This window comes from Pectobacterium sp. A5351, assembly GCF_028335745.1.
Lineage (GTDB): Bacteria > Pseudomonadota > Gammaproteobacteria > Enterobacterales > Enterobacteriaceae > Pectobacterium.
Map to the genome: position 1 here is coordinate 1,525,585 of NZ_CP116477.1, position 22,171 is coordinate 1,547,755.

18 protein-coding genes and 3 pseudogenes are annotated in these 22,171 nt (G+C 52.1%); 7 read left to right on the forward strand and 14 right to left on the reverse strand.

Annotated elements, in window-relative coordinates:
* Positions 1-8 precede the first annotated feature (8 nt).
* The 7 genes and pseudogenes from O1Q74_RS07245 to O1Q74_RS07275 form a co-directional block, all read right to left on the reverse strand.
* Positions 9-1,256 carry an MDR family MFS transporter gene (locus O1Q74_RS07245; RefSeq protein WP_271877598.1) on the reverse strand — a complete coding sequence of 416 codons (1,248 nt, stop codon included), beginning with the start codon at positions 1,254-1,256 and terminating at the stop codon, positions 9-11.
* 84 nt (positions 1,257-1,340) lie between these two features.
* Positions 1,341-1,801: pseudogene (locus O1Q74_RS07250) on the reverse strand (ATP-binding cassette domain-containing protein).
* Complete coding sequence (locus O1Q74_RS07255) at positions 1,798-2,640, reverse strand: ATP-binding cassette domain-containing protein (protein ID WP_271877600.1); 843 nt, start codon at positions 2,638-2,640, stop codon at positions 1,798-1,800. Before O1Q74_RS07255 ends, O1Q74_RS07250 begins: the two are co-directional and overlap by 4 nt.
* 184 nt (positions 2,641-2,824) lie before the next feature.
* Positions 2,825-3,757, reverse strand: a complete 933-nt coding sequence (locus tag O1Q74_RS07260; RefSeq protein ID WP_271877602.1) for an Rpn family recombination-promoting nuclease/putative transposase — start codon at positions 3,755-3,757, stop codon at positions 2,825-2,827.
* A 172-nt stretch (positions 3,758-3,929) separates the two neighbouring features.
* Positions 3,930-5,723, reverse strand: coding sequence for an aryl-sulfate sulfotransferase (locus tag O1Q74_RS07265; protein WP_271877604.1), 1,794 nt, complete (start codon positions 5,721-5,723; stop codon positions 3,930-3,932).
* A 16-nt stretch (positions 5,724-5,739) separates the two neighbouring features.
* Positions 5,740-6,546, reverse strand: a complete 807-nt coding sequence (locus O1Q74_RS07270) for an ABC transporter ATP-binding protein (protein ID WP_271877607.1) — start codon at positions 6,544-6,546, stop codon at positions 5,740-5,742.
* On the reverse strand, positions 6,543-8,261 hold the full coding sequence (locus O1Q74_RS07275; RefSeq protein ID WP_271877610.1) for an ABC transporter permease: 1,719 nt from the start codon (positions 8,259-8,261) through the stop codon (positions 6,543-6,545). Before O1Q74_RS07275 ends, O1Q74_RS07270 begins: the two co-directional genes overlap by 4 nt.
* A 133-nt stretch (positions 8,262-8,394) precedes the next feature.
* Between O1Q74_RS07275 and O1Q74_RS07280 the strand changes: the two genes are divergently transcribed.
* The gene (locus tag O1Q74_RS07280; protein WP_271877613.1) at positions 8,395-9,540 is read left to right on the forward strand and encodes an ABC transporter substrate-binding protein; all 1,146 of its coding nucleotides are present in this window, start codon (positions 8,395-8,397) and stop codon (positions 9,538-9,540) included.
* A 12-nt stretch (positions 9,541-9,552) separates the two neighbouring features.
* On the opposite strand, the gene O1Q74_RS07285 is transcribed toward O1Q74_RS07280, so the two are convergent.
* From O1Q74_RS07285 to O1Q74_RS07295, 3 genes are all read right to left on the reverse strand, one after another.
* The gene (locus O1Q74_RS07285) at positions 9,553-10,491 is read right to left on the reverse strand and encodes a LysR family transcriptional regulator (RefSeq protein WP_271878810.1); all 939 of its coding nucleotides are present in this window, start codon (positions 10,489-10,491) and stop codon (positions 9,553-9,555) included.
* A 146-nt stretch (positions 10,492-10,637) separates the two neighbouring features.
* A complete protein-coding gene (locus O1Q74_RS07290) occupies positions 10,638-11,390 on the reverse strand; it encodes a CDP-diacylglycerol diphosphatase (RefSeq protein WP_271877616.1) in 753 nt (250 codons plus the stop codon).
* A 446-nt stretch (positions 11,391-11,836) separates the two neighbouring features.
* The gene (locus tag O1Q74_RS07295; protein WP_271877619.1) at positions 11,837-12,574 is read right to left on the reverse strand and encodes a LuxR family transcriptional regulator; all 738 of its coding nucleotides are present in this window, start codon (positions 12,572-12,574) and stop codon (positions 11,837-11,839) included.
* 1,031 nt (positions 12,575-13,605) lie between these two features.
* On the opposite strand from O1Q74_RS07295, the gene O1Q74_RS07305 reads away from it, so the two are divergent.
* Positions 13,606-14,571 carry a chemotaxis protein gene (locus O1Q74_RS07305; RefSeq protein ID WP_271877622.1) on the forward strand — a complete coding sequence of 322 codons (966 nt, stop codon included), beginning with the start codon at positions 13,606-13,608 and terminating at the stop codon, positions 14,569-14,571.
* A gap of 294 nt (positions 14,572-14,865) precedes the next feature.
* Here the strand turns inward: O1Q74_RS07305 and yghU are convergent, their stop codons facing one another.
* Positions 14,866-15,699: a glutathione-dependent disulfide-bond oxidoreductase gene (yghU, locus tag O1Q74_RS07310; protein WP_271877625.1), complete on the reverse strand. Its 834-nt coding sequence runs from the start codon at positions 15,697-15,699 to the stop codon at positions 14,866-14,868.
* Between the two features lie 412 nt (positions 15,700-16,111).
* On the opposite strand from yghU, the gene O1Q74_RS07315 reads away from it, so the two are divergent.
* The 5 genes and pseudogenes from O1Q74_RS07315 (at position 16,112) to O1Q74_RS07335 (ending at position 20,540) form a co-directional block, all read left to right on the forward strand.
* On the forward strand, positions 16,112-16,594 hold the full coding sequence (locus O1Q74_RS07315) for a cold-shock protein (RefSeq protein ID WP_271877627.1): 483 nt from the start codon (positions 16,112-16,114) through the stop codon (positions 16,592-16,594).
* Between the two features lie 447 nt (positions 16,595-17,041).
* Positions 17,042-17,581: a DUF2058 domain-containing protein gene (locus tag O1Q74_RS07320; protein ID WP_271877630.1), complete on the forward strand. Its 540-nt coding sequence runs from the start codon at positions 17,042-17,044 to the stop codon at positions 17,579-17,581.
* A gap of 401 nt (positions 17,582-17,982) precedes the next feature.
* On the forward strand, positions 17,983-18,426 hold the full coding sequence (locus O1Q74_RS07325) for an NUDIX hydrolase (protein WP_271877633.1): 444 nt from the start codon (positions 17,983-17,985) through the stop codon (positions 18,424-18,426).
* Positions 18,419-19,316 (forward strand): annotated as a pseudogene (locus tag O1Q74_RS07330) (DMT family transporter). The gene O1Q74_RS07325 and the pseudogene O1Q74_RS07330 overlap by 8 nt, the downstream one beginning before the upstream one ends.
* 21 nt (positions 19,317-19,337) lie before the next feature.
* On the forward strand, positions 19,338-20,540 hold the full coding sequence (locus O1Q74_RS07335; protein ID WP_271877636.1) for an MFS transporter: 1,203 nt from the start codon (positions 19,338-19,340) through the stop codon (positions 20,538-20,540).
* A gap of 95 nt (positions 20,541-20,635) precedes the next feature.
* Here the strand turns inward: O1Q74_RS07335 and O1Q74_RS07340 are convergent.
* The 3 genes and pseudogenes from O1Q74_RS07340 to relB form a co-directional block, all read right to left on the reverse strand.
* Positions 20,636-21,312: pseudogene (locus O1Q74_RS07340) on the reverse strand (transposase); the annotation flags it as partial.
* Positions 21,313-21,602: 290 nt separating this feature from the next.
* Complete coding sequence (locus O1Q74_RS07345; RefSeq protein WP_271877638.1) at positions 21,603-21,887, reverse strand: type II toxin-antitoxin system RelE/ParE family toxin; 285 nt, start codon at positions 21,885-21,887, stop codon at positions 21,603-21,605.
* On the reverse strand, positions 21,877-22,122 hold the full coding sequence (gene relB / locus O1Q74_RS07350; RefSeq protein ID WP_271877640.1) for a type II toxin-antitoxin system RelB family antitoxin: 246 nt from the start codon (positions 22,120-22,122) through the stop codon (positions 21,877-21,879). The genes O1Q74_RS07345 and relB overlap by 11 nt, the downstream gene beginning before the upstream one ends.
* Positions 22,123-22,171: the final 49 nt, after the last annotated feature.

Here is a 22,171-nt window from a genome sequence, read left to right on the forward strand (position 1 = left end):
GTCTGTCCTTATTCATTCACGGTTGAAGCGGATTTAAACGGGCGGCAGATGACCATCATCGCCAGCGAACTGCACAGTGGCACCGCAGCGAGCAGCACCCACGGAATCGCGGCCTGTGGCGATGGCGTCAGCGCGCGATCAAGCTGGCTGCCGAGTACAAAGTTACCAAGCAGAACAGCGATGCCGCCCATCGACGCCAGCGCGCCATAGTGCGCCCCCAGATTCTGGTTGTTGGCAAAACGCGGGATGAGATCCATACCAACAGGGACGATTAACATCTGTCCCAGTGTTAACAGGGTAATCAAGGAGATAGCCGGAAGCAGGCGCTGCCATCCTTCTGGCGGTGTGCTGGAAGCAAACAGGGCGACACTAAGGAACGAGGCAGACAGCAGCGCGAAACCCAGTGGCAGCATACGCGCCGCACCAACCCGGCGGGCAAAGCGCGCCAGCGGAAGCTGTAATCCGATCACCAGCAGCGACGCCAGCACAAACAGCGGGCCGAGGTCTTTCTCGCTGCTGCCGGAGCGGTGTAGTTCAACCGGCAGCGCCAGATAGAGCTGGTTGTAGCTGAACAGGTAAGCGCTGTAGGCAATGATGAACGCCACAAAGCGCCGCTGACGGAAGGTTTCCCACCACGGGGCGATATGTAATTCACCCTGATTGCGCTGCGTCGGCGGCAGGCTGAAAAACAGGACGATGAGCGCGATAACAAAGACGCCTGCGCCTGCGAGTGCCACGCGCTGGAATCCGTACCCGGCCAGTACCGAACCGAGCAATGGCCCTAACACCGCGCCTAGCTCGCCGCAAATCGCAAACAGAGCGAACCACTCGGAGCGGCTGCGTTTTCCCTCTTTTTCACTTTGCGTACCAGCTTGCGCCATTAATGCTTCAATCGCGGGGGAGAACAGGGCACCGCCAACGCCGGTCAGGCAGGCGCCGAGAATAATCGGCCATAGCGAATCGCCCAGTGCCAGCAGCAGATAGCCGCTGATGCGTACGACACAGCCACACAGGATGATCACGCGAGCGCCAAAGCGGTCAGCCAGCGCCCCGCCGACTAAAAACATGCCCTGTTGAGAGAAGGTGCGTAGGCCAATCACCAGCCCGATGGCCCAGCCAGAAAGCAGCATGTCGTCGCGCAAGAAAATCGCCAGAAACGGCACGACGGCATAAAAACCAATGTTGAAAACAAGCTGGCTGCCCAGAAGCAGTGACGGGTAAGGCCGTGGAGTGCGGCTGGCGGTAAGGTCTGACATTCAATCATCCGTTATAAAAATCCCGTTATGGGGGAATGTGTTATCAAAGCGATATTTTATTGTAAAAAGCGCGTTTTCGGCGAGCTAATCGCCAAAGGTCGATAGCGCGGGCACCGCCTGCAATAGACGGGCGGTGTGCGCCTGCTGTGGTGAGGCCAGCACGTCAGTTGTCGGGCGATCTTCGATGATGCGGCCGTTATCCATGACCAGCATTCTGTCGCACAGCCCGGCGAGCATGGAAATATCGTGCGATACCAGCGCAGTGAACGCACCGAGCCGGACTTAATCAGGTTACCGTCACAGTACACCACGCCACTTTCCGGCGCTTCAAGCGCGAGCAGGGTTTTCAGCAGCGTGGATTTGCCACAGCCGGAAGCGCCAACCAGACTGACGCGTTCATGCTGTTGCATATTCAGCGACAGGTCGTGAAAAATTGCACTGGCAGGATCGATCTTTTACCACGGCAAACGCGACGTTTGACGATAGCGGCTGACGTGTTCGAGGCTTAAAAACGGTGTGAGAACCGCATGTAGGTGGTGGTTCATCCGGCGAGTGCTCCGGCAACGGTTGCAGGCGATACATTTGTCGTCAATAACACATTGTCGGATAAAAGCGTGTCAGCGCGACGTGCGGCGGCGACCAGACTGCGGGTATACGGCTGCTGTGGCGCATTCAGCAATTGCAGCATACTGCCGGATTCAACGATCCGACCGTTTTCCATGATCAGACCGCGTTGGCAAAGCTGGGCGGCAACGGCGATATCATGCGTAATAAACAATAGAGCGGGGGCATCCGGCTGCGAACTACGCTTCTGTAAGACCTGCAAGACCTGCTGCTGAGTCATGACATCCAGCGCGGTAGTGGGTTCGCCCGCCACCAGCAAACGCGTCTTGCCGAGCAGCGCAAGGGTAATACAAATGCGCTGACGCTGGCCGCCGGACAGTTCGGCAGGATAGCGTTGCAACAGATTGGGGATATCATCCAACTGCATGGCGCTAAGGAGCGCAGAAAGCTCAACGGAAGAGGTGGTCTTCAACGCCAGTGACAGTTGTTTTCCTAACCGCATGAGAGGATTAAGCGCCGTTGCCGAGTCCTGGAACACGGCAGAGACGCGTCCGGCCTGCGGGCGCGCCAGCGCTTTCAATTGGCTGACGTCTTCGCCATTGATTCGAATACTGCCTCGACTCTGACAGCCTGCTGGCGGTGTGCCGATGATCGCTTTGGCGGTGAGAGACTTACCGGAACCGGATGCGCCGAGCAAACAGACACGTTCGCCCGCGGACAGCGTAAAGCTGATATCGCTGACTTTGATTTCGCCGCCAATAGACAGGTTAAGGCTTTCTACCTGAAGAATAGCGTCTGTGTGTCTGTTCCAGTTAATCATGGCTAACGTATAGGGTTAGTGTGAATGGTTATGTAATAACATAACAAATTGCAATGAAGTGATGCAAAGGAAATGTGATCTAACGCGTATAAATTGGCGCAACAGCGCCGTCTTAGCCGACAGCGTCGATGATGAAAAGAGGGGGAGTAATAAATTGTCGGAAGGTGCAGACTATCTTTAGAGCCTACTCATTCGATGAATCAACAAGTTGTGCCAGTTCCGCCGTGCTCAACTGAGTAATCTGACAAACCTGAGCAGGTTCCATACCGCTTAACAAAAGCTGACGAGCAATGTTTCGAGCACTGGTTTTCATTCCCTGTTCCATGCCGCGCTGTATCCCCTGCTGCATGCCATGCTTGATGCCTTTTTCAAACCCGATTTTCTCAAGCTGCTGTGCGATGGTCATGATCGCCTCCCGATCTGTTGACAGAGATTGCGCGACGGCCTCAATAAACTCTGCTGGCCTTGAGGTGTTGCCGCTCCGCGCGATGTAAAACAGTATCGCTCTTTTTTGCGGCAGTGGTACCTGCCAGCGCTCAAATAATAGCCCGATATCCTGCGCCAGTTCCAGCATATCTCGCGTGCGGATGTGTTTTTGTACCAGTTCCAACAGCGCCATGCGGCGATGCGTCTTGATATCCTCATCTGGTATCACCGTCAGGTCAACCAACGGAAAGGGGGCGTTGTAGAGCTTTTCTGCCTGAATGGCATCAGCAAAACCGTCGAGCCAGCGTAGCGTATAGGGATAAGGGCTACGCTGGCCGTGGTAAAACAGCAAAGGAACAACGAGCGGCAACGTATCGTGGCCTTGAGAGAGGTGTTGCTGCATGGCCGCAAGCGCGTAGCGCAGTAGGCGAAATGGCATCAGCTTTTCTGGGCGACTCTGATGTTCGATCACGCAATAGATATAACCTTGCCCTGAGGTGGTATGAATCGAGTACAGCATATCCGATATTCTTGCGCGTAGTTCCTCATCTACAAAAGAGGCCGATTGCAGTTGTAGTGAGCTGAAATCGCAGATAGTCCTGATTTCCTCTGGCAGATGGATAGAGAAAAAATCCTTTGCGACGGTTGAGTCGCTGAGAAACTGTTTAAAAATCGCATCATGTGCGGCCATGCTGTGGTTCCGTCCCTGAGTAATCTGTAGGCAATGGTAAAGAGACAGATACTTGCAGGGAAGAAACTCGGAGGACAACTGCGTCGGTATGGAAGGTTGTACGCAGGAAAAGTGAGAAATGAAAGTAACAAAGCGATCTCACTGGGAGCGAGATCGCGTTAAGACGTGAGATTTATCTCTGTCGCTCTGCCAGCCATTGCCGCAAGCGTTCGGGCTGCTGTGCGCCGCTCAAGCGAGCAAGCTCTTCACCGTTTTCGATCCAGAGTAAGGTCGGCAACGTTCTGACCGCCAATTTCTCCGCCAGCGCAATGTGATGATCGGCGTCCAGATAATGGCTCGGCAACTGACGGTATTCCTCTTTACCCAAAATTGCTTCTAGCTGGCGGTAGAGGCTTTTGCAGTGGATGCAGCGCTCCGCGCCGACCAGTAGCAACTGTGGGCCTTGTTGGGCTGCCAGTTCAGGCCAGTCGTCGGCGGTCAGTGGAGCAAAGCGCTCTCGGTTGACGACAAAGAGCTTCGGACTGCGCTTGAGGTCTTCGCTGTCGGTTGCGACGCACAGGGCATCGCCGCTCTTTTTATAAGGGCGCGTACCGTCAATACGAATCACGCTGGCGAAGCCAGGTGCGGCGGCACCGGGTTGACGTAGCTGGGTGTTGTCGGGGGCGATCACCGGGGTTTCCTGTGGACGCGGCAACTGTGGCACCCACTCGTAGGGCACGCGGTAAGCGCGATATAACATGTTGGTATTCACCGTCTTGCCCCAATACGGGGAAATAAACTCCCAGACAATCTCGTGATCGACGGTGACTTCAAATAGTCGACCGTTGGCGCCTTCATTAATCAGCGTATTGCCGTTCGGCAGGCGTTGGATATTACTGATGTACGGGCTGTAAAAACGGAAGGCATCGGTCGGGTGCGGGATGCCTGCTTCGTAGGGCGAATAGCGCCAGACAATATCCAGCGTTACCGGGTTGATTTCCAGCACGCGGGAATAGTCACGCCAGGCGTTTTTCACCCCGTCGGCCGACATCGGATTGGGCGCGCCGTAGCCTGCCCAGCCGCCGTTATCAAACACCAGAATATTGCCCGCGCCTGGCAAGCCCGCGGGGATCATGTGGGCGTGGTGCTGGCCGATAATCCAGCCAATGTGTTTGAATTCCGGCGTGTTGTAATTCGGACCAAGCTGCCAGACGATATGGCCGCTCTGCTTGTCGATGATGGCGATGATGTTGGACTCGCGCGCGTCCCAGATGATGTTATCCGGGTGGAAACGGGTATCGCCTTGATCGAACCACGGATTGGGGCCGAGTGCCGACATGGAGTTGATGTGCATCCAGTCGCCCATCCCACCGCCGCTTTTGCGCAGGTTAGGATTGTTGTACAGCGCGGTTTTCGCGTCGTCGTCAAAGCCCAGCTCATCGAAATGGTCGCTGCAACGCCATTCCCACAAGATATTACCTTCCCAGTCCACCTCGATGATGGTGTCGTCGAGCAGCAGTTTGTCGCTGATGCGTTCATTGTGCAGGTTGGTGTGCGCCAGCAATAGCGTGTTACCGCCAATCGACTGCGGTTCCTGACCTGGTGCGTAGTAGCCGACCGGATTACCGCTGCGTTGATAATCATGATGGACGCGCGCCATCCATACAGGCGGAAGGTCGGGGTCGGTGATGTGTTCATAGCCGTTAAATTTCCAGACGACGTTGCCGTCCCAGTCTACCTGAATCAGATCGACCATGTCCTGCATGCCGTAGCGCGAATCTCGTTCGCCGCTGTGCCCGAGGATGTAACCGCCGGGCAGGATTTTGTTGGGGAAGCCGTGCAGGCCTTCCCACAGGCGCAGTTCGGTGCCGTTCATATCCACCAGCACCGCGCCGCGTTCCAACGCCTGAAAGACGGTGTAGCCGCCCCAGGCTTTTTCCGGGTTGTAAATTGTTGTGCCGGTCGGGTAGACGGAAGGGTGTCCCATAATGGTGCTCCAATAGTTACGTGTTCAGAGAAGAAAGTTCAGCCGTATCGGCAGGCAGCGTCAGCAGAGCGAGCAGGTCGCTGCACTGCTGGTGGAAGTGCTGGCTGTCACGCTGGCGCGGATGTGGTAGCGAAATCGTCGCAATCTGGCGGATACGACCCGGCCGCGGTGCCAGCACGACAACGCGATCGGCGAGATAGACGGCTTCTTCGACGTCGTGTGTGACCAGCAGCGTGGTGGTGCCCTCCGCCTGATGAATGCGGCGTAGCTCCTGTTGCATCTGCTGGCGGGTTAATGCATCCAGCGCACCAAACGGTTCATCCAGCATCAGGATGCGCGGATTGGCAACGAGTCCGCGTGCGATGGCGACACGCTGCGCCATGCCGCCGGAAAGCTGGGCGGGCAGGGCATCGGCAAAATCCTGCAAATGCACGAGTTGAATAAAGTGGTCGATCAGGCGCTTCCGTTCTTTGTCGTTGATTGACTCATTCGCCAGCCCGAGCGCGATGTTTTGCCGTACCGTCAGCCACGGAAACAGGCGTGGTTCCTGAAATACCATGCCGCGCTCACGTCCGATGCCGCGTACGGTTTTGCCTTCCACCAGCACACGTCCCTGATAGTCGTTGTCCAGGCCGACCAACATACGCAACAGCGTGGATTTGCCGCAGCCGCTGCTGCCGACAATCGCCACCAGTTCGCCGCTGTGAATCGACAGGGAAAAGTCCTCAATCACCGTCAGCGTCTCACCCTGAACGCGAAACTGTTTACGCAGGCGATCGAACTGCACCACCGGCGGCGGCACATCAAGGGGAGTGGACGTCATGCGATTTCTCCTGCAGAACGCCAGCGCGTCATCCGCTGTTCCAGACCGAATCCGACACGGTCGAGCACCGCGCCCGTTAATCCAATCAGCAGCATGCCGCTGATAATCAGAGGCATATCGAGTAACTGTTGGGCGTTGATCATCAGGCTGCCGATCCCGGTGCCGGATGACATGAAATATTCTGCGCCGATAGTCCCAAGCCAGGCGTAAATCAGCGACAGGCGCAAACCGGCGAAGATCGCGGGGGCGGCTCCAGGCAAAATCAGTACCCGCAAGCGGGTCGAGAGACGGAGCTGCAACACCTGTGCGACTTCCTGTAACGCCTGAGAACGCTGGCGGATACCCCGATGGCTGGCTACCAGCATCGGGAAGAAGGAGGCCAGTGCGACAAAGGTGATTTTCCCAGCTTCATCGTTACCAACCCAGGCGGTCAGCAGCGGCAGCCAGGCAAACAGCGCGATCTGGCGCAGCGTCGCGACCGTAGGGGTAACGAGGGCATCGCTGGTGGCATTCAGTCCCAGCAGCACGCCGCACACGAGGCCTGCGGCAATGCCGCATAGTGCACCGGCGAGCGCACGGGTCAGGCTGGCCTGCATCGCCTCGGTGAGCGAACCGTCACGGACGCCTTGCTGCAGCATGTTCCAGACATCAGCGGGCGGTGGCAGCAGCAGCGGGTCGATCCAGCCAAAACGGCTGGCCTGTTGCCAGAGCAACAGAAGCAGAAAGGGTAAAATCAATGCGGATAAGCGGCGAGACGGTGCGGCGGTTAAGCGGCCAAGCGGCGGGTGCGGCCAGAAAATCAGACGGCGTTCCAACTGGTTGATTGCCCACTCCATCGCCAGTCCCGCCAGCCCGATGATGGCGATGCAGACAAATACAATGTCTAGCTGGAACAACTGGCGTCCCCACACCAGCAAATAGCCAATGCCCTGCGATGATGCCAGTAGTTCGACCACGATTAGCGATACCCACGCCTGTGAGAGCGCCAGCCGTAAGCCGGTTAGCCAGGTGGGAAATGTGCTAGGCAGTGTTAACTTGATGAGGCGCTGGTGCCACGGCAGGCGCAGGGTACGAGCGACTTCTTGTAGCGCAGGCGGGACATTACGCACGCCCGTTTGCGTATGCAGCGTCACAGGGATAATCACCGCCTTGATGATGACAGCCAGCTTCAGGCCGTCATCAATGCCGAACAGCACCATAAACAGCGGGATCCAGCCCAGCGTCGGGATCTGCGCCAGTGCGTAGATCGTCGGGTGCAACAGATGTTCAGCGCGACGTGAAGCCCCCATGAGCGCACCGAGCAGTGTTCCTGCGAGTAACCCCGCCAGCAGGCCGCTGGCTAACCGTTGCAGGCTAATGAAAAGCTGCGGCAGAAGATCGTTATGCCAAAGCTCGACGGCGGTTTTAGCGACAGCGTCGGGAGCGGGGAGAATCTGTGTGGGCATCCAACCGTAGTGGTTACTGATATACCACAGAGCCAGCAGTAGCAGCGGTACAATTAGTGGTACGACAAGCGACACGACTATTGGCACGACAAGCGAATAGACCCGTGCTATCGGCAGAGCAGGCCAAACGATCGCGTTTTTTTTCAGCAGCATCGACTTATTCATATTTTTCCCGAAAACCATCGCATTTTGATGAATAGGGAATAAAAAACAGGTTTCGGCGTTGAACGCCAATGCAATAAAGCGATGGTCGCCGTGCAATAAATGCATATGCGTAGCCTGAGCCCGTCAGCGCTGATTTATGCTTTTTTCCGCTGAGCAAACCTGTAAATGTTATTTAAGCCTGATGCCGACGGTTCGTTAGTTTTCATGGCAGATGAAACGGATTACTGAGGAAACCACGATGCAACAACCATCACTCCCATTGATAACTATTTTGTCGGTAACCCCTTTTGCTCGCTGGCGACGGCGGCTGCGTGAGATCATGGGCGTTACGCTGCTGATGAGTGCTGCGCTAACGGCATCGACCGTTCAGGCGAACGATGCTGTTCCGCAAGATGTACAGAAGCCGACGGAGATCCGCATTGGTTTACCGGATCAGAGCGCGGGCAGTAAGCCTTTTATCCGCGGGCCGCTGGGGTTGGCACATATTCAAAAGCAACTGGAGAAAGAATTTGAACCGCAGGGTATCAAGATTCAGTGGTCGTTCTTTAAAGGTGCGGGGCCGGCGGTGAATGAGGCGCTGGCGAACAAACAGCTGGATGTGGTGTATCTGGGCGATCTGGCGGCCATTATTGGTCGGGCGGGGGGATTGCCGACGCGGGTGCTGGTGGGGTCGCGCGGCTCTAATTCTTATCTGGCGGCGACGCCGGAATCGGGTATTCAACGCATTGAAGATTTACGCGGTAAGCGGATTGCGGTCTACAAAGGAACCGCCGATCAGCTGTCGTTTGAGCGCGCGATTAAAAGTGTCGGGCTGAACGAAAGGGATGTACGGGTGATCAATCTGGACTGGACGGCAGGCAAAGCTGCGCTGGCGGCCAGACGCGTGGATGCGGTGTGGGGTGGAGTTTCTCTGCTGGCGTTGCGTAAGCAGGGCATACATATCGTGACCACCAGTCGGGCACTGGGCTGGGCGAATACCACGCAGGCTGCGGTGCTGGCGACGCAGGATTTTATCGATCGCTACCCCGGCACAACGCAGCAACTGGTGAATGTGCTGGTGGACAATGCGCAGTGGATCGGCGAGGCGCAGCACCTGCCGGACTATACCGCGCTAATGGCAGAACAGAGCCAGATTCCTCAGGCGATCTTTCAGGAAGAGCTGAAAGCGGAAGATCTCCCGTTTCAAAGCTCACCGCGTCTCGATCCGTTCCTGCTTAGCAGCTTGCAGGACAGCATCGATCGGGCGAAAGCCGCCGGACTCATTCGTAACTCGTTTTCAGCCAGCGACTGGTTTGCTGGCGAGTTTGCCGATCGGGCATTGAAGGCCAAAGGACTGGAGTCAAATTGGTCGGTGTATGACGCCAGCGGCAATCCCGCGAAATAATCACGAATGCGCTCACAGGGTCGGTAGTGCCGGAGCGGGTGAGCGCAGCTTGTCCTGCGCCAGTATGCTTTCGATCATCAACTCAGCCAGCGGTGGCAGCGTTCTCTGCAAACAGGTGACAATACCGAATCGGGTTTGCATATTTCCCCATTCCGGCGGCGTGCCCGTCAGCGGAATTTCTACCAACTGATGGCTTAATCGTCCCAGCGCAAAGCCATCCTCGCTGGCAAAGCTGATGGCCTGAGTGTGCCGCAGGATGCTGAAGACGGAATAGATATGGTCACACTGAATCTGCGGCCGATAATCGGGCTGGCGCGTTAAGGCGGCCAGCACCTTGCGCATACCGACGGGCATAAATGGGGACGCGAGCGGAAAGCGCAGCAAATCGTCCGGCGTCACGGTTGCCTGCTGTGCCAGCGGGTGTGAAGAGTGGCAGATAAAGAAGCAGCGTTGCTGGCTTAATGGTTGCACGTGGAGATGGGTTTCCATTTCAGCCTGCCAGGTATCGGCAACGATAAAAGGCCATTCGTCGGCCAGCAGTCGCTCACGCAGAGACTGCCAGTTATCCACGCTGTAGGTGACTCTGGCGCGTGGGCGAAGGGCATGGAAATGTGCGACCGCTTTGGGAATTAGCGTAGTCGACGGTGCGGGGCCACACCCAAACGTCAGCTCACCTTCCTGCGCCTCGCTGATCTGCCGCATGTCGGTCATCAACTCCCAGGACAGCTCCTGCATGCGGCGCGCAAACGGCAGCAGCGTATTGCCTTGCCACGTTAGCGCGAAGCGACGGCTCTGACGATCGATAAGCGGATGTCCCATCGTTTGTTCCAGCGCCTGAATGCTGCGACTGAATGCCGACTGTGACAAACAGACGGCTTCTGCGGCCTGTACAAAACTCCCATGTTCGGCCAGTGCAAGAAAATTGCGTAATTGCCGTAAATCCAGATGCATGTTGCAGCTACCTAACATATCGATTTTTCCCACTTTTTAGGCGGAGGTCGGTTGGCAATGCAATGAACAAAAAGTCATAAGTTATAGCGAATTGATTGCTATAGGACTTTCAGTCCTCTGAACCTGTCTTCTGGCGCGGTCAGCGGCTATTTCGCCAGCGCGCAGGAAAAGTCCTGAATTTCTTCCACCGATCCGAGGCTCATATTGAACACGTCAAGACTGCTGGCGAGCAGCACCTTTTCGCCCGCTGGCGTGGAGACCATCGCAAGGCCGTATTTGCCGATCGACTCATTCCGCTGCTGGGCGTAACGATCTAACGTTTTAAACGGGTCGCTTTGCGCCCATTCGTTCGCCGTGAGCGTTTTTGCCAGATAGACGTGCCCGTTAATTTTCACCGTCAGCGGTTTCCAGTCGGCAGAGAGCGTTGGAAACTGCTGGTTCAACGTCTGATAAATCTCCGGGCGCAGGCAGGCGATGTGAATATGCAGCTGGTTTTGCGTGCGGCCATAGCGTGAGTTAATCGCCAGCGAAAGATAGTCATCTCTGATCGGTTTGCCTGCCTCGCGGGAAAGGTGGCCGCGGCGCGCCCAGGCCTGTTCAAAGAAATTGGGTATGTTTTGCTGCAAGAGTTCAGGGCTTTCGATGCCGCTGATTTTATCCGTTGGGAGCAGCAGGTCGTGATAGGGACCGTTTCTGTCATCAAAAAGCACGTAACCTTCCGCCAGATTGACTTCCAGACAGGGAGCGGGATTGCCGCTGCGCTGCTGATTGGGCACACACTGTTCGCTGACGATCTCCCACAGTGCATTGCTGTTTCCTCGCCCGAACGACCACCACAGCACGGCAATCAGCAAGGCCACAACAGGAATCAGAAGGAGGAGAAGCTTATTACGCGTCATGATGGATCTCCGGCAGAATGCGGCTGGCGCAAAACATCAGGATAAACGGAGCATGAGAAAGTCGCGACGCTCAGTATGGTGCAGGAGCGATGTCATTAATATGACCCCGCGGCAAAGGCGAAAGCTTAATCGGTAACGGATTGAGGTTATCAGTAACGGATTGTAAGAGGGATAATCGGCAAGGGGAATATGCGACAAGAAGAGACGGCCTGCGGAGATGACAGAAAGTTATCCCGGCAGGCCGTTGTGCTACGAATGTGCGATGACTGAAATCAGAACAAAAATCAGAATAAGTCGACCCGCACGTCCACGCCAACCGTTCGGCCTTCATTGACCTGTGCGTAGCCCGATGTACCGCTCATGAAGCCAAAGGAATGCACAACAGAAAGGTAAGCACCTATCTCATCATGCCGATGTGTAAGCTAGGGGAATCGGCATGATGACAATTATAAGGGTTCCGGCTTGATGAGCTGTAATTCGACACCGAGCCTTATTGCGTGTTTGGCATTCAGCACGCCGAGTTTTTTTACCACATTGCCAATGTGGAATTTCACGGTGCTGATTTTGATATCCAGAATCAGCGCAATTTCCGGGTAGGTTTTGCCCATGCTAGCCCAGTAGAGAATTTCGTTTTCGCGCTGGGAGAAAATCTCTTTATCACCTTGTTTTTTGCTCTGGGGACTTTGCGTCATCTCTTTGTAAAGCGTAGTGATTTTCTCATGAATGACAATGAGCAGCATTTGTAGTTTGTCTCTATTTTCCTCAACAATTCCTTCCATATCTGTTGGCGTATTTTCTTCAAACATAATCGATAGAGCCGCCAGATTATTATTGTTATCGTGCAGGACAAAGGTATAGCCATTAACAATATCGTACTCTTTTGACAGATTAAAAATCTTGGAGAATTTCAGCTTAGAGTTAATAACGATGTTGTCTTCCCAGGAGAAAGGCGAAACTTTATTTATCGCTGTCAAAATAACGGGATCGATATGCTGATAGTTATTTTCTTTGTAGGTATTAACCCATTCTTGCGGATAATTTGAGATGATCACAACCTGAGACGGATTTTTCTTGTTCATGATCATGTAGGCGTATTTCAAGTCGCCATATTGCTTTAACTTTCGGCCAAGATAGCTTTTTATCGTGTTATTGATAATTTCATTATCAGAGCAAAATGCAGACATGTAACAGCCTCAATAAAAAGCGATAATGTACCTAATGATATAGATGACGTCATAAAAGTATAGTGCTGACCTATACCTAAGTCTAACTACTGTTACCCCATGATATCACTTATAATTTTTCCATGAACAGGGCAATTTATAAAAAATTTAAGAAAGTAAATTTTAAAAAAATTGTTACAAATTGATTTGCCAACCCAGGGAATTATCCATAACTTTGTTCCTGTTCTGTATACTGAGTTTAGGGCGTGTGGTATCAAGCCACGCGCCCTAAAAGCAGCAATCTCGTCATACGAAGTTGGATAGTAAATAATCCGTTTTCACTTATCAACCCCGCCGTTTTTTGTTGTTAATCGTTGGGCAGCCTTCTGAACTAATGACCGCGGCGATTGCGCGGCACGGATTTCCTCTCCCTGCGGCTTGAGTCAGCGTTTGCTATCCAGCACGGCAGCGCTGCTATCTCCCTGTCTAATCACGAACTGCGATGTATCAAGCTGCACTGGTTCGCCAATCGGCAGCACATTGATGAAAAAGTGGGGGCGTGAGTTGAATTTCCGGTAATAACTGCGTTATGCCCCGTTGCATCGGCGAATCCTCTCCCTCGCGACGTAGATATCGAGCAGTTTGTCGGTTTCTTTAAAACTGAACCGTATGGTGTGGTTTTAGTTTTTTTCTGCTTGTAGTATCAAGAGCGGAGTGGGGTTTTCTTATCAGGTAAAATTTCTGTCATGATTTGGGATAAGGTGTTGGCAAATGCTGCCGATATTAATGATTCAGGAAAGGTTATTTGCCCCTTGAGGATGCTAGCCTTCAGTTATACTGAAGAGGGCTGATATTAGACTACTGACCCGATGACTGTCATCGTTGGATGATGAAGCTGACACACTTAAAAATATTTTACGTTTGACACTGGATAAGATTGAAGAACACGACTATCACGTACAGTGGAGCGGTCGGATGTTGGTTCCTGTTTGCTCACATCTTGAATGCTACCTTGTTACGGTATACCTATAATGACTCGCACTGAGGAAAGCATGGATAATTTTCAAAAAGAAATCGATGAGAGAACAAACCTCACCTCTGCTAACAAATTTGAACTCTTATTATTCCAGTTGGGCAAATCACCCGAAGGCGGCAAATCTGAGCTGTTTGGCATCAACGTATTTAAACTGCGTGAAATTGTGCCGATGCCTACGTTGACCAAAGCCGCTGGCATGAAATCGCCGATGTTGGGTATGGTCAACATTCGTGGGCAAATCATTCCTGTTATCGATCTTCCAGCCGTGGTCGGCAGTGCGCCGGAAACCGGACTGAATATTCTCCTGATCACTGAGTATGCGCGCAGTACGCAAGCGTTCGCGGTGGAATCGGTCGATGATATCGTTCGTCTGGAATGGAGTCAGGTTCTGGCTGCTGAAGCGGGTGTTAGCAGCTCCTACATCACAAGTATCGCGCGTCTTGATACTGATAAAGACAGTAATCGTCTGGCGTTAGTGCTGGATGTCGAACAGATTCTGTTTGATATCATCCCCGGCGAGCGAGAAACCAAGCTCAAGAATTCAGAGGATAAAACCTATCCCTACACGCCTGGCGCTATTGCGATTGTAGCAGAAGACTCCAAAGTCGCTCGCTCACTGCTTGAACAGGGGCTGGCCCAGATGGGTATCCCGTTTAGTATGCATATCACTGGGCAAGATGCCTGGAATAAGATACGGCAAATTGCGCAAGAATCGCAGTCGGAAGGCCGTCCTATTTCGGATAAGATCTCGCTGGTTCTGACCGATTTGGAAATGCCGGAAATGGACGGTTTTACGCTGACCAGAAATATCAAGCGTGAAGAGTTCCTGAAGAACATCCCTGTGGTTATTCATTCTTCACTGTCTGGCAGCGCGAACGAAGACCACGTACGCAATGTTGGCGCGGATGCCTATGTCGCGAAATTCGAGATCAACGAACTGTCGTCGGCGATTCAGACGGTACTGAATAAAGTGCGTCGTTAATCATTCTGACAGCGACAGCATTCGGCCTTTGCTTCCCTTTAGAGAGCAGAGGCCGATTTTTTTAGCCGCTTCACCGTGGGTGTAATTCTGGTCGAGGAGCTGTTTTGCCATTTCGAGTTTAAATTTAGCCGTAAACGCTTTGCTTATTGGTTCACCCGTAGAATATTGAGGTGAGTATATCTCCTCTATATTGAGGTAGCCAAATTCAGTGTGCTCTACAACGTGCACCGGAAAAGAAAGCGAACGAAAGGTGAAGTGGAATGCCACCTGCCTTGATTGGCTGGTGGCAGAGGATTAATCCAGATCGGATGCCTGATGGCGTTCGGCGACTTGCTCAGATTCGTCCCCCCAGGTACGGTTGACTTTCCTACCGCGAATCACCGCAGGGCGGGCGGCAATTTCGTCGGCCCAGCGTTTCACATGAGTGTATTCGTGCACGGACAAGAACTCTGCGGCGGAGTAAAGCGCGTTCTGTACCAGTCCTCCGTACCACGGCCAGACGGCGATATCGGCAATCGTGTAGCTATCACCTGCCAGATAGCGATTTTTTGCCAGTCTGAGGTTGAGTACATCTAACTGGCGCTTGGTTTCCATCGCAAATCGGTTGATCGGGTATTCCAATTTCTCTGGTGCGTAAGCGTAGAAATGGCCGAATCCACCCCCAACGTAAGGGGCAGAGCCCATCTGCCAGAAGAGCCAGTTCAGTGTTTCAGTGCGTGTCGAGAGGTCGTTTGGCAGCAGCGCACCAAATTTCTCCGCCAGATACACTAGAATTGAACCTGACTCAAACACGCGAATCGGTTTTTCGCCGCTTTGGTCAAGCAGCGCGGGGATTTTGGCGTTCGGATTGATGTCGACAAACCCGCTCGAGAACTGGTCGCCATCACCTATCTTAATCAGCCAGGCATCGTACTCGGCACCCGTATGGCCTAGCGCCAGCAGTTCTTCCAGCATGATTGTCACTTTCACGCCATTCGGCGTCGCCAGCGAGTAAAGTTGAAGTGGATGTTTGCCAACGGGTAGCGCTTTTTCGTGGGTCGGTCCGGCTATTGGTCGGTTAATATTGGCGAAGGCACCACCGGAAGAGGTGGGCTGCCAGACCTTTGGCGGCACATAGGGTGTGGTCATTCAAAATCTCCTTGTGTATGAAAAGATAGCGGGCTAAGTCAACACCATAACAAGCTCACGTGGTTTACTGCTACCGTTCTGTTCTATCTCTGCTACATATTGATATATATCCTAATAATTCGTGTTTCAGTCAGTCAACGCACATGCAACTTGAAGTATGATGGATATATCAATGTCCTTGTTTTCTTCGGGCTATATTGTCGAAATTGTGTCTGATGATATCAGAAAGTGATTGCCACTAACGGGGGAATATCCGCTAAATGTGCATATTTCCCCGATGCTGAGGGAATGTTTTTTCACAGACCAGAAATTTATCGTCCAGACTTAACCCGAAGGCATAGTCTGTGCAGGCAATGTGCTTTACACTGCGCGCTGAAAATACTGAGTAGATAAAACGATCAAGTAGGCGGTAATGGCGATGAACGGAACGATCACAACCTGGTTTAAAGATAAAGGTTTTGGATTTATCAAAGATGAAAATGGCGATAACCGTTATTTTCATGTGATTAAGGTCGCCAACCCCGACCTGATTAAGAAAGATGCTGTGGTCACTTTCGAACCCACCGCGAATAACAAGGGGTTGTCCGCTTATGCTGTGAAAGTCTTACCGGAAAGCAAATACATCTATATTGCAGGTGAGCGTCTTAAGCTTACGTCGATCAAGTCTTATCTGGTTTACCGCGAGGACGTCCCTGCCGATACCCACATTGATAAAGAAAATGCGGTGCTGTCTGTAGGAATACTGATGAATAGCATAAAGCCGAAACCAGCCGCTAAGCCTGGTGAAATGCGTTCGCTGAAAAAACTGGTAATCACCACCTTTCAGGGAACGACGTTCATCTTCTCGGAAGATGAGATAGACATAGACGCCACGGTAAAATTGCTCAAGGTCTGAAATCATTCGGACTGACCCTGTGCCGATGTTCCGCGCTATGTAGACTCCAGATAATTCGGGTTTCAGGAAGGCGGCAAGAGAAGGACAAATTCGTCGGGAACGAATTTGACCAGCCAACGGCTGGCCTTCGGTGAGAGACATCCTGTCTCTCCCTCATCCCGATGAGCTTACTCAGGCAAGTGATTCGGGTGACAAATCTGCCGGGAGAAGATTTGAACGCTGCTTGCAGCGGCCCTTCAGGGCGAGGCACACGACGGGCCGAGTATTTGAACGTAGCCAACGCACATACAACTTGAAGTATGACGAGTATATAAGAAGAATGCTGGCATCGCTTCTGATAGACCCCTCCAAACGCAAGCCTCACCGCGATCGCGTCCTGCAATCTGGTACAGCCTCAAAAATTACAGGTATAATCCCATAAATTATTTAACGGGTTTAGAAACGAAAATGACAAAACTCACCTTACAAGAGCAGATGCTAAAAGCTGGATTAGTGACCAGCAAGAAAATGGCCAAAGTCCAAAGAACGGCGAAAAAATCACGCGTTCAGGCTCGTGAGGCAAGAGAGGCGGTGGAAGAGAATAAGAAAGCACTGCTTGAGCGTGATAAACAGCTAAGTGAACAACAAAAACAGGCTGTGTTATCTAAAGAATATAAAGCTCAGGTGAAACAACTCATTGAAATGAATAGAATCACTATTGCAAAAGGCGATATTGGTTTTAACTTCACAGATAACAACGTCATTAAAAAAATAGAAGTGGATAAGCTGACTCAGTCCCAGCTGATGAGTGGTCGTCTCGCTATTGCTCGTTTGGTGGTTAATAGCAATGGCGAGAGTGAATACGCTATTATCCCGGCGATCGTAGCCGATAAAATTGCGCAGCGAGATGCGAACAGTATTGTACTAAATAGTACGCTGAGTCAGGAAGATCAAGATGAAGACGATCCGTATGCGGATTTTAAAGTACCTGATGATTTGATGTGGTGAGAGCCTGTAAATAATTCTGTGTTATTGCCATCTGGTCAAAGGTGGTCGCTCAGGCGACGAGAGAGATTGGATTTTTAATTTAACGGTTTGTATTTTAATGAAATGGTTGTTTTTTATTGGCTATATATATGCCTATCTGTATGCCTAAAAACAAAACTCACTGAGTTTTAGAGCCATTTTGACTTTGTTACATGAGGCGTAACTTTGCCTGGCGACGCGCCAATACCATCATTTTTCGGGTGTGTTGCCATAGAATCCCATCGAGCAACATAAACTCACGCTACTCGGCTGTCTGACGGGAAAAACGTTGATGTGCGAACGAGATATCATTAACGCCGCCCGCATGCTTCTCAGCGATAAAACGTGGATTTATCTAACTCAGTTACCGTAAAGAGAGAAACATGAGCAACAATCAGGCTATACGCATCGCATCTGCCATTATTACTGACGCATTCGGGCGCTGTCTGCTGGTCAGAAAACGCGGTACGACGCACTTTATTCAGCCTGGCGGGAAAATGGAACCCGGTGAATCACCTGTCACGGCATTATTGCGTGAGTTGCAGGAGGAGCTGAACCTCAACCTGGGTGGTCAGGACTTCAGCTACGTCGGTCATTTTACCGATGAAGCGATAAACGAGCCGGGATGCGTCGTTATTGCTGAGATTTATCACAGCGCCATTGCTGCAACCGATTTTCAGCCTGCGGCGGAGATCGAAGAAGTTATCTGGTATTCCCCAGACAGTCCGCAACCGGTGTTACTGGCACCTTTGACAGAAAATCACCTGATGCCACTGGTAGCAACGTTGCACCAGAGTCATTCAGCACCACTTCGGGAAGATGGCTGAAGTGACTAGCTTGGTCACTCATGGGGAAAATCACGCGCTCATTTCGGGCAGGATAAACGGCATGCTCGGTGTCTGTATTTTCAATGGTTCGCTACCCGCCACGCACATCGCGGTAATGGACATCGATCCGTTTTCTTTAATTTATATATACGCGCGGCATTCTGACCTTTGCGTTGCTGTCTCTGTTAAAAGTAAAACGTCTACAAACATCGCATGTGATATCACTGATTACGGTTTCTCTGGGGGCTGCCATTGAGTTTCCACGTTTGGCGGCAATGGCGCTTAAACACATTACTTCGGCACATTCGCTGATTTTCACCGGTCAGTTGCCACTGTCGCAGTATTTGGTGTTATTCGCGCTGGAGAAAGGGCGTAAGGCATTCTGGGTATGCTCAGCGATTGGCAGCCTGCTGGTTGCGGGGTTTGCGTTTACCGGAGATGTCTCTTATCTGCTACCGATGATGTACTGATGCTTGCCGCTGTGGTAGCCTGTGACCTTGGTTATGGCTAAGGTGCCAAGCTCTCACGCGAAATAGGCGGATGACAGAGGTTATAAGCTGGGCCTTAGCACATCGCTGCCTTTCATGTTCCTGGCTGTTTACCTGACTCTGCCGCAGACCTACTCACAGAAATGGCAGCTTGGATTGCGCTGGGTTATGTTTCGCTGTTCAGCATGTTCCTGGGATTTGTCTTCTGGTATAGGGGACTTGTACTCGGCGGTATCGCCGCAGTGGGACAGCTCCAGTTGCTGCAACCCTTCATTGGTCTGTACCTTTCTGTCGTTGTTTTTACATGAAACCGTTACACCGTTGATGGGACTCGTCACGCTGGACGTAATATTTTGCGTCGTGGGTTCCCGCAAATGTTCACATAAAAGAAAAGCAAATTAATTCATACTGACAGGTTTTTTTATGAACAATGCATCGGCCGCTGTGCGGCCCAAAACGTACCTGAACGTCTTACTTATCTTAGGCGTTACACACCTGCTTAACGATCTGATCCAGTCTCTGATACCTGCCGTGTACCCGATACTGAGAGATAAGTATCAGCTCGATTTTATTCAGATCGGGGTTATCACACTGACATTCCAGATTGCGGGATCGCTGCTGCAACCTGTTGTTGGCGCAGTCACTGACCGCCGCCCCTTCCCGTACTCAACTGTAATCGGAATGCTTTTCACGTTATCAGGGCTGATTGGGTTAGCTTTCGCTCCCACTTACCACCTCATTCTGGTATCAGCCGCTAGCATCGGTATTGGTTCTTCAATCTTCCATCCAGAAGCAACACGAATGGCGCGCTACGCATCCGGTGGAAGACAGGGGCTTGCTCAAGGGATATTTCAGGTTGGTGGACAGGCTGGCGGCGCGATGGGACCACTTTTTGCCGCATTGATCATTGTGCAGCGTGGGCAGCAGAGCCTTGCATGGTTCGGCGTTCTGGCGGTCATTGCCGTTGGATTGATGATCTGGACCGCCAGACGGCACGACGTTATTAAGACCAGCTTCATCGAATCGGCACAGGTTAAGAGCAAAAGCGGCCATAAGGTGAAAACCTACCCGAAGGCGATGGTGACTACAGGCCTGATCGTTCTGACTTTGCTGATGTTCTCTAAAAATGCCTACGTTGAGAGTTTCCGCTCTTTCTACACTTTTTACCTTATTGATCACTTTGGCGCTTCAGTCCGAACGTCACAGTTCATGCTTTTCCTGTTCCTGCTCTCATCTGCAGCAGGTGCTTTGCTGGGCGGTATTCTGGGAGATCGGATCGGGCGTTATAAAATTATCTGGATTTCAATACTTGGCCCTCTGCCACTGACGCTGATTCTGCCTTATGCAGATTTCCAGTGGACGGCTGTCCTGACCGTCGCCATCAACCTGATCATGGCAAGTGCGTTTGCTTCCATCCTGATTTATGCGATGGAGCTTGCACCGAACCGTATTGGCCTGGTGGGCGGACTCTTTTATGGGTTGAACTTTGGTCTGGCTGGAATAGCGGCAGCGGTGCTGGGTGCGCTGGCTGATAAGACGGGGATCGAGAACGTTTACTGGCTGTGTTCTTTCTTGCCACTGGCGGGATTGCTTACGTGGTTCCTGCCAAAAATTGAAAATAGTTAGTGGTGCGCCATGTGACATATTGGCTCATAATTCATACGTTAAATATGCCAGGGATTAACGGTGGAACATTCAGAGAGTTCCTGAGTCGGTAAGTGTCAAGGTCGTTGGCACCCCGGATAATTTAGGCTGCCAGTTTCTCGCTCCGGATTTAGCATTACCTTGCCTACCTGATGCCAGTTTCGTGTCCTGCCTGACCAGCGTTCAGGGTGTTACGCTTTTGCCTTTTGGTACACGTCATCCCGATTTTTCAGCCGCGTACGCTCTTCACACCGGTGCCGTTGGCCTGGCGTCACATACCTGATAGCGCTGTGTCTATGCGTTTCTTTATACCACTGGGTAAAACTCTCGGCCCATTCACGCGCTTCATCCAGCTTGCCGAACCCCGATGACGGCCACTGCGGTACATATTTCAGCGTCCGGAACAGTGACTCCACATACGCGTTGTCATTGCTGACTCGTGGTCTGCTGTGAGACGGCGTTATCGCCAACTCGTGAAGCTTCATGTGCAACGTCTGTGACTTCATCGCTGCGCCATTGTCTGCATGCAGTACCGGTGGGTATTGCCAGCATCCTTCCCGAAATACTGTACGTTGTATCAGGGCTGCTGCCTGCTCGCCACTCCATGGCGATGCAGTACACGATAAAAGGTTGATTCACTCGCCAGATAAATCCCCTTATCGGACAGCTCCGGTACGATTTGTGAGGGGGGCAGGCTGGCATAGGCTGGTTGATGGCACACGTCCAGTATCTGTTGCTCTTCTTGCGCACTTAGGATCACTGTGCATCAACTCGCCGACACGTTCAGCAAGAAGCAGGTTTCTTACTCGTAGCAATTGCAACGGCGTGAATCGCCCATCATCACTAGCCAAAGGAAAGAATGCCTGGCGGCTGCGTTCCCCATGTTTCACCGCGTTGGTGTTACCAATAGGAGCACCTGCACCGGTACGTTTTCCTCCCCAACCGGACGATCTTGATTGTTGGTTGTGTTTTTTGTCGTCTTTCATGGTTGAGTGACGGTTAGTTAGTGGATGTACGTTCGTCAAAATTCAGAAAGGCAGTTGTTCACCATTTTGCGGGTAAATGCCTGTGTGTATGAAAAACGCGCAAAATCTGAATCATATTATCTTTCACGCGGTAGGGGATGATGTAGGGATAGTGCGTTAACACCAGCTCACGCGTTCCCGGAACACGGCCAGGTCTTCCGATTGCTGGCTGTTGCGGTAGTAATTCCGTTAACTGTTGGACTTCATTTACAAACTGGTTGGCAGCCTGTGGATCGTCTTGAGCGATATAAAGGTACTCGGCTTCCAAATTGGCCGCGGCTTTACGCAGCCATTTAATTTCCATGTCTTGCCGTACTTAATTTTTTAAAGAGATTGTTCATCTCATCTGATGAGACAAAATCACCATCATCGGCTTCTTTAATGGCTTGCTCGATATCTGCTATCTGCCAGGCTTCCCGCGCAAGATAGTCTTCAATAGCTTGTCCGGCCAGAAAAGAGCGGGTACGTCCCGTAGCTTTAGCCAACGCATCAAGTTGCGCGGTTGTTTCATCATTTAAGCGAACGGACATGACACCCATACGCCACCTCACTACATTGTATGTTTTGTATACATTGTAGTTATTGAGA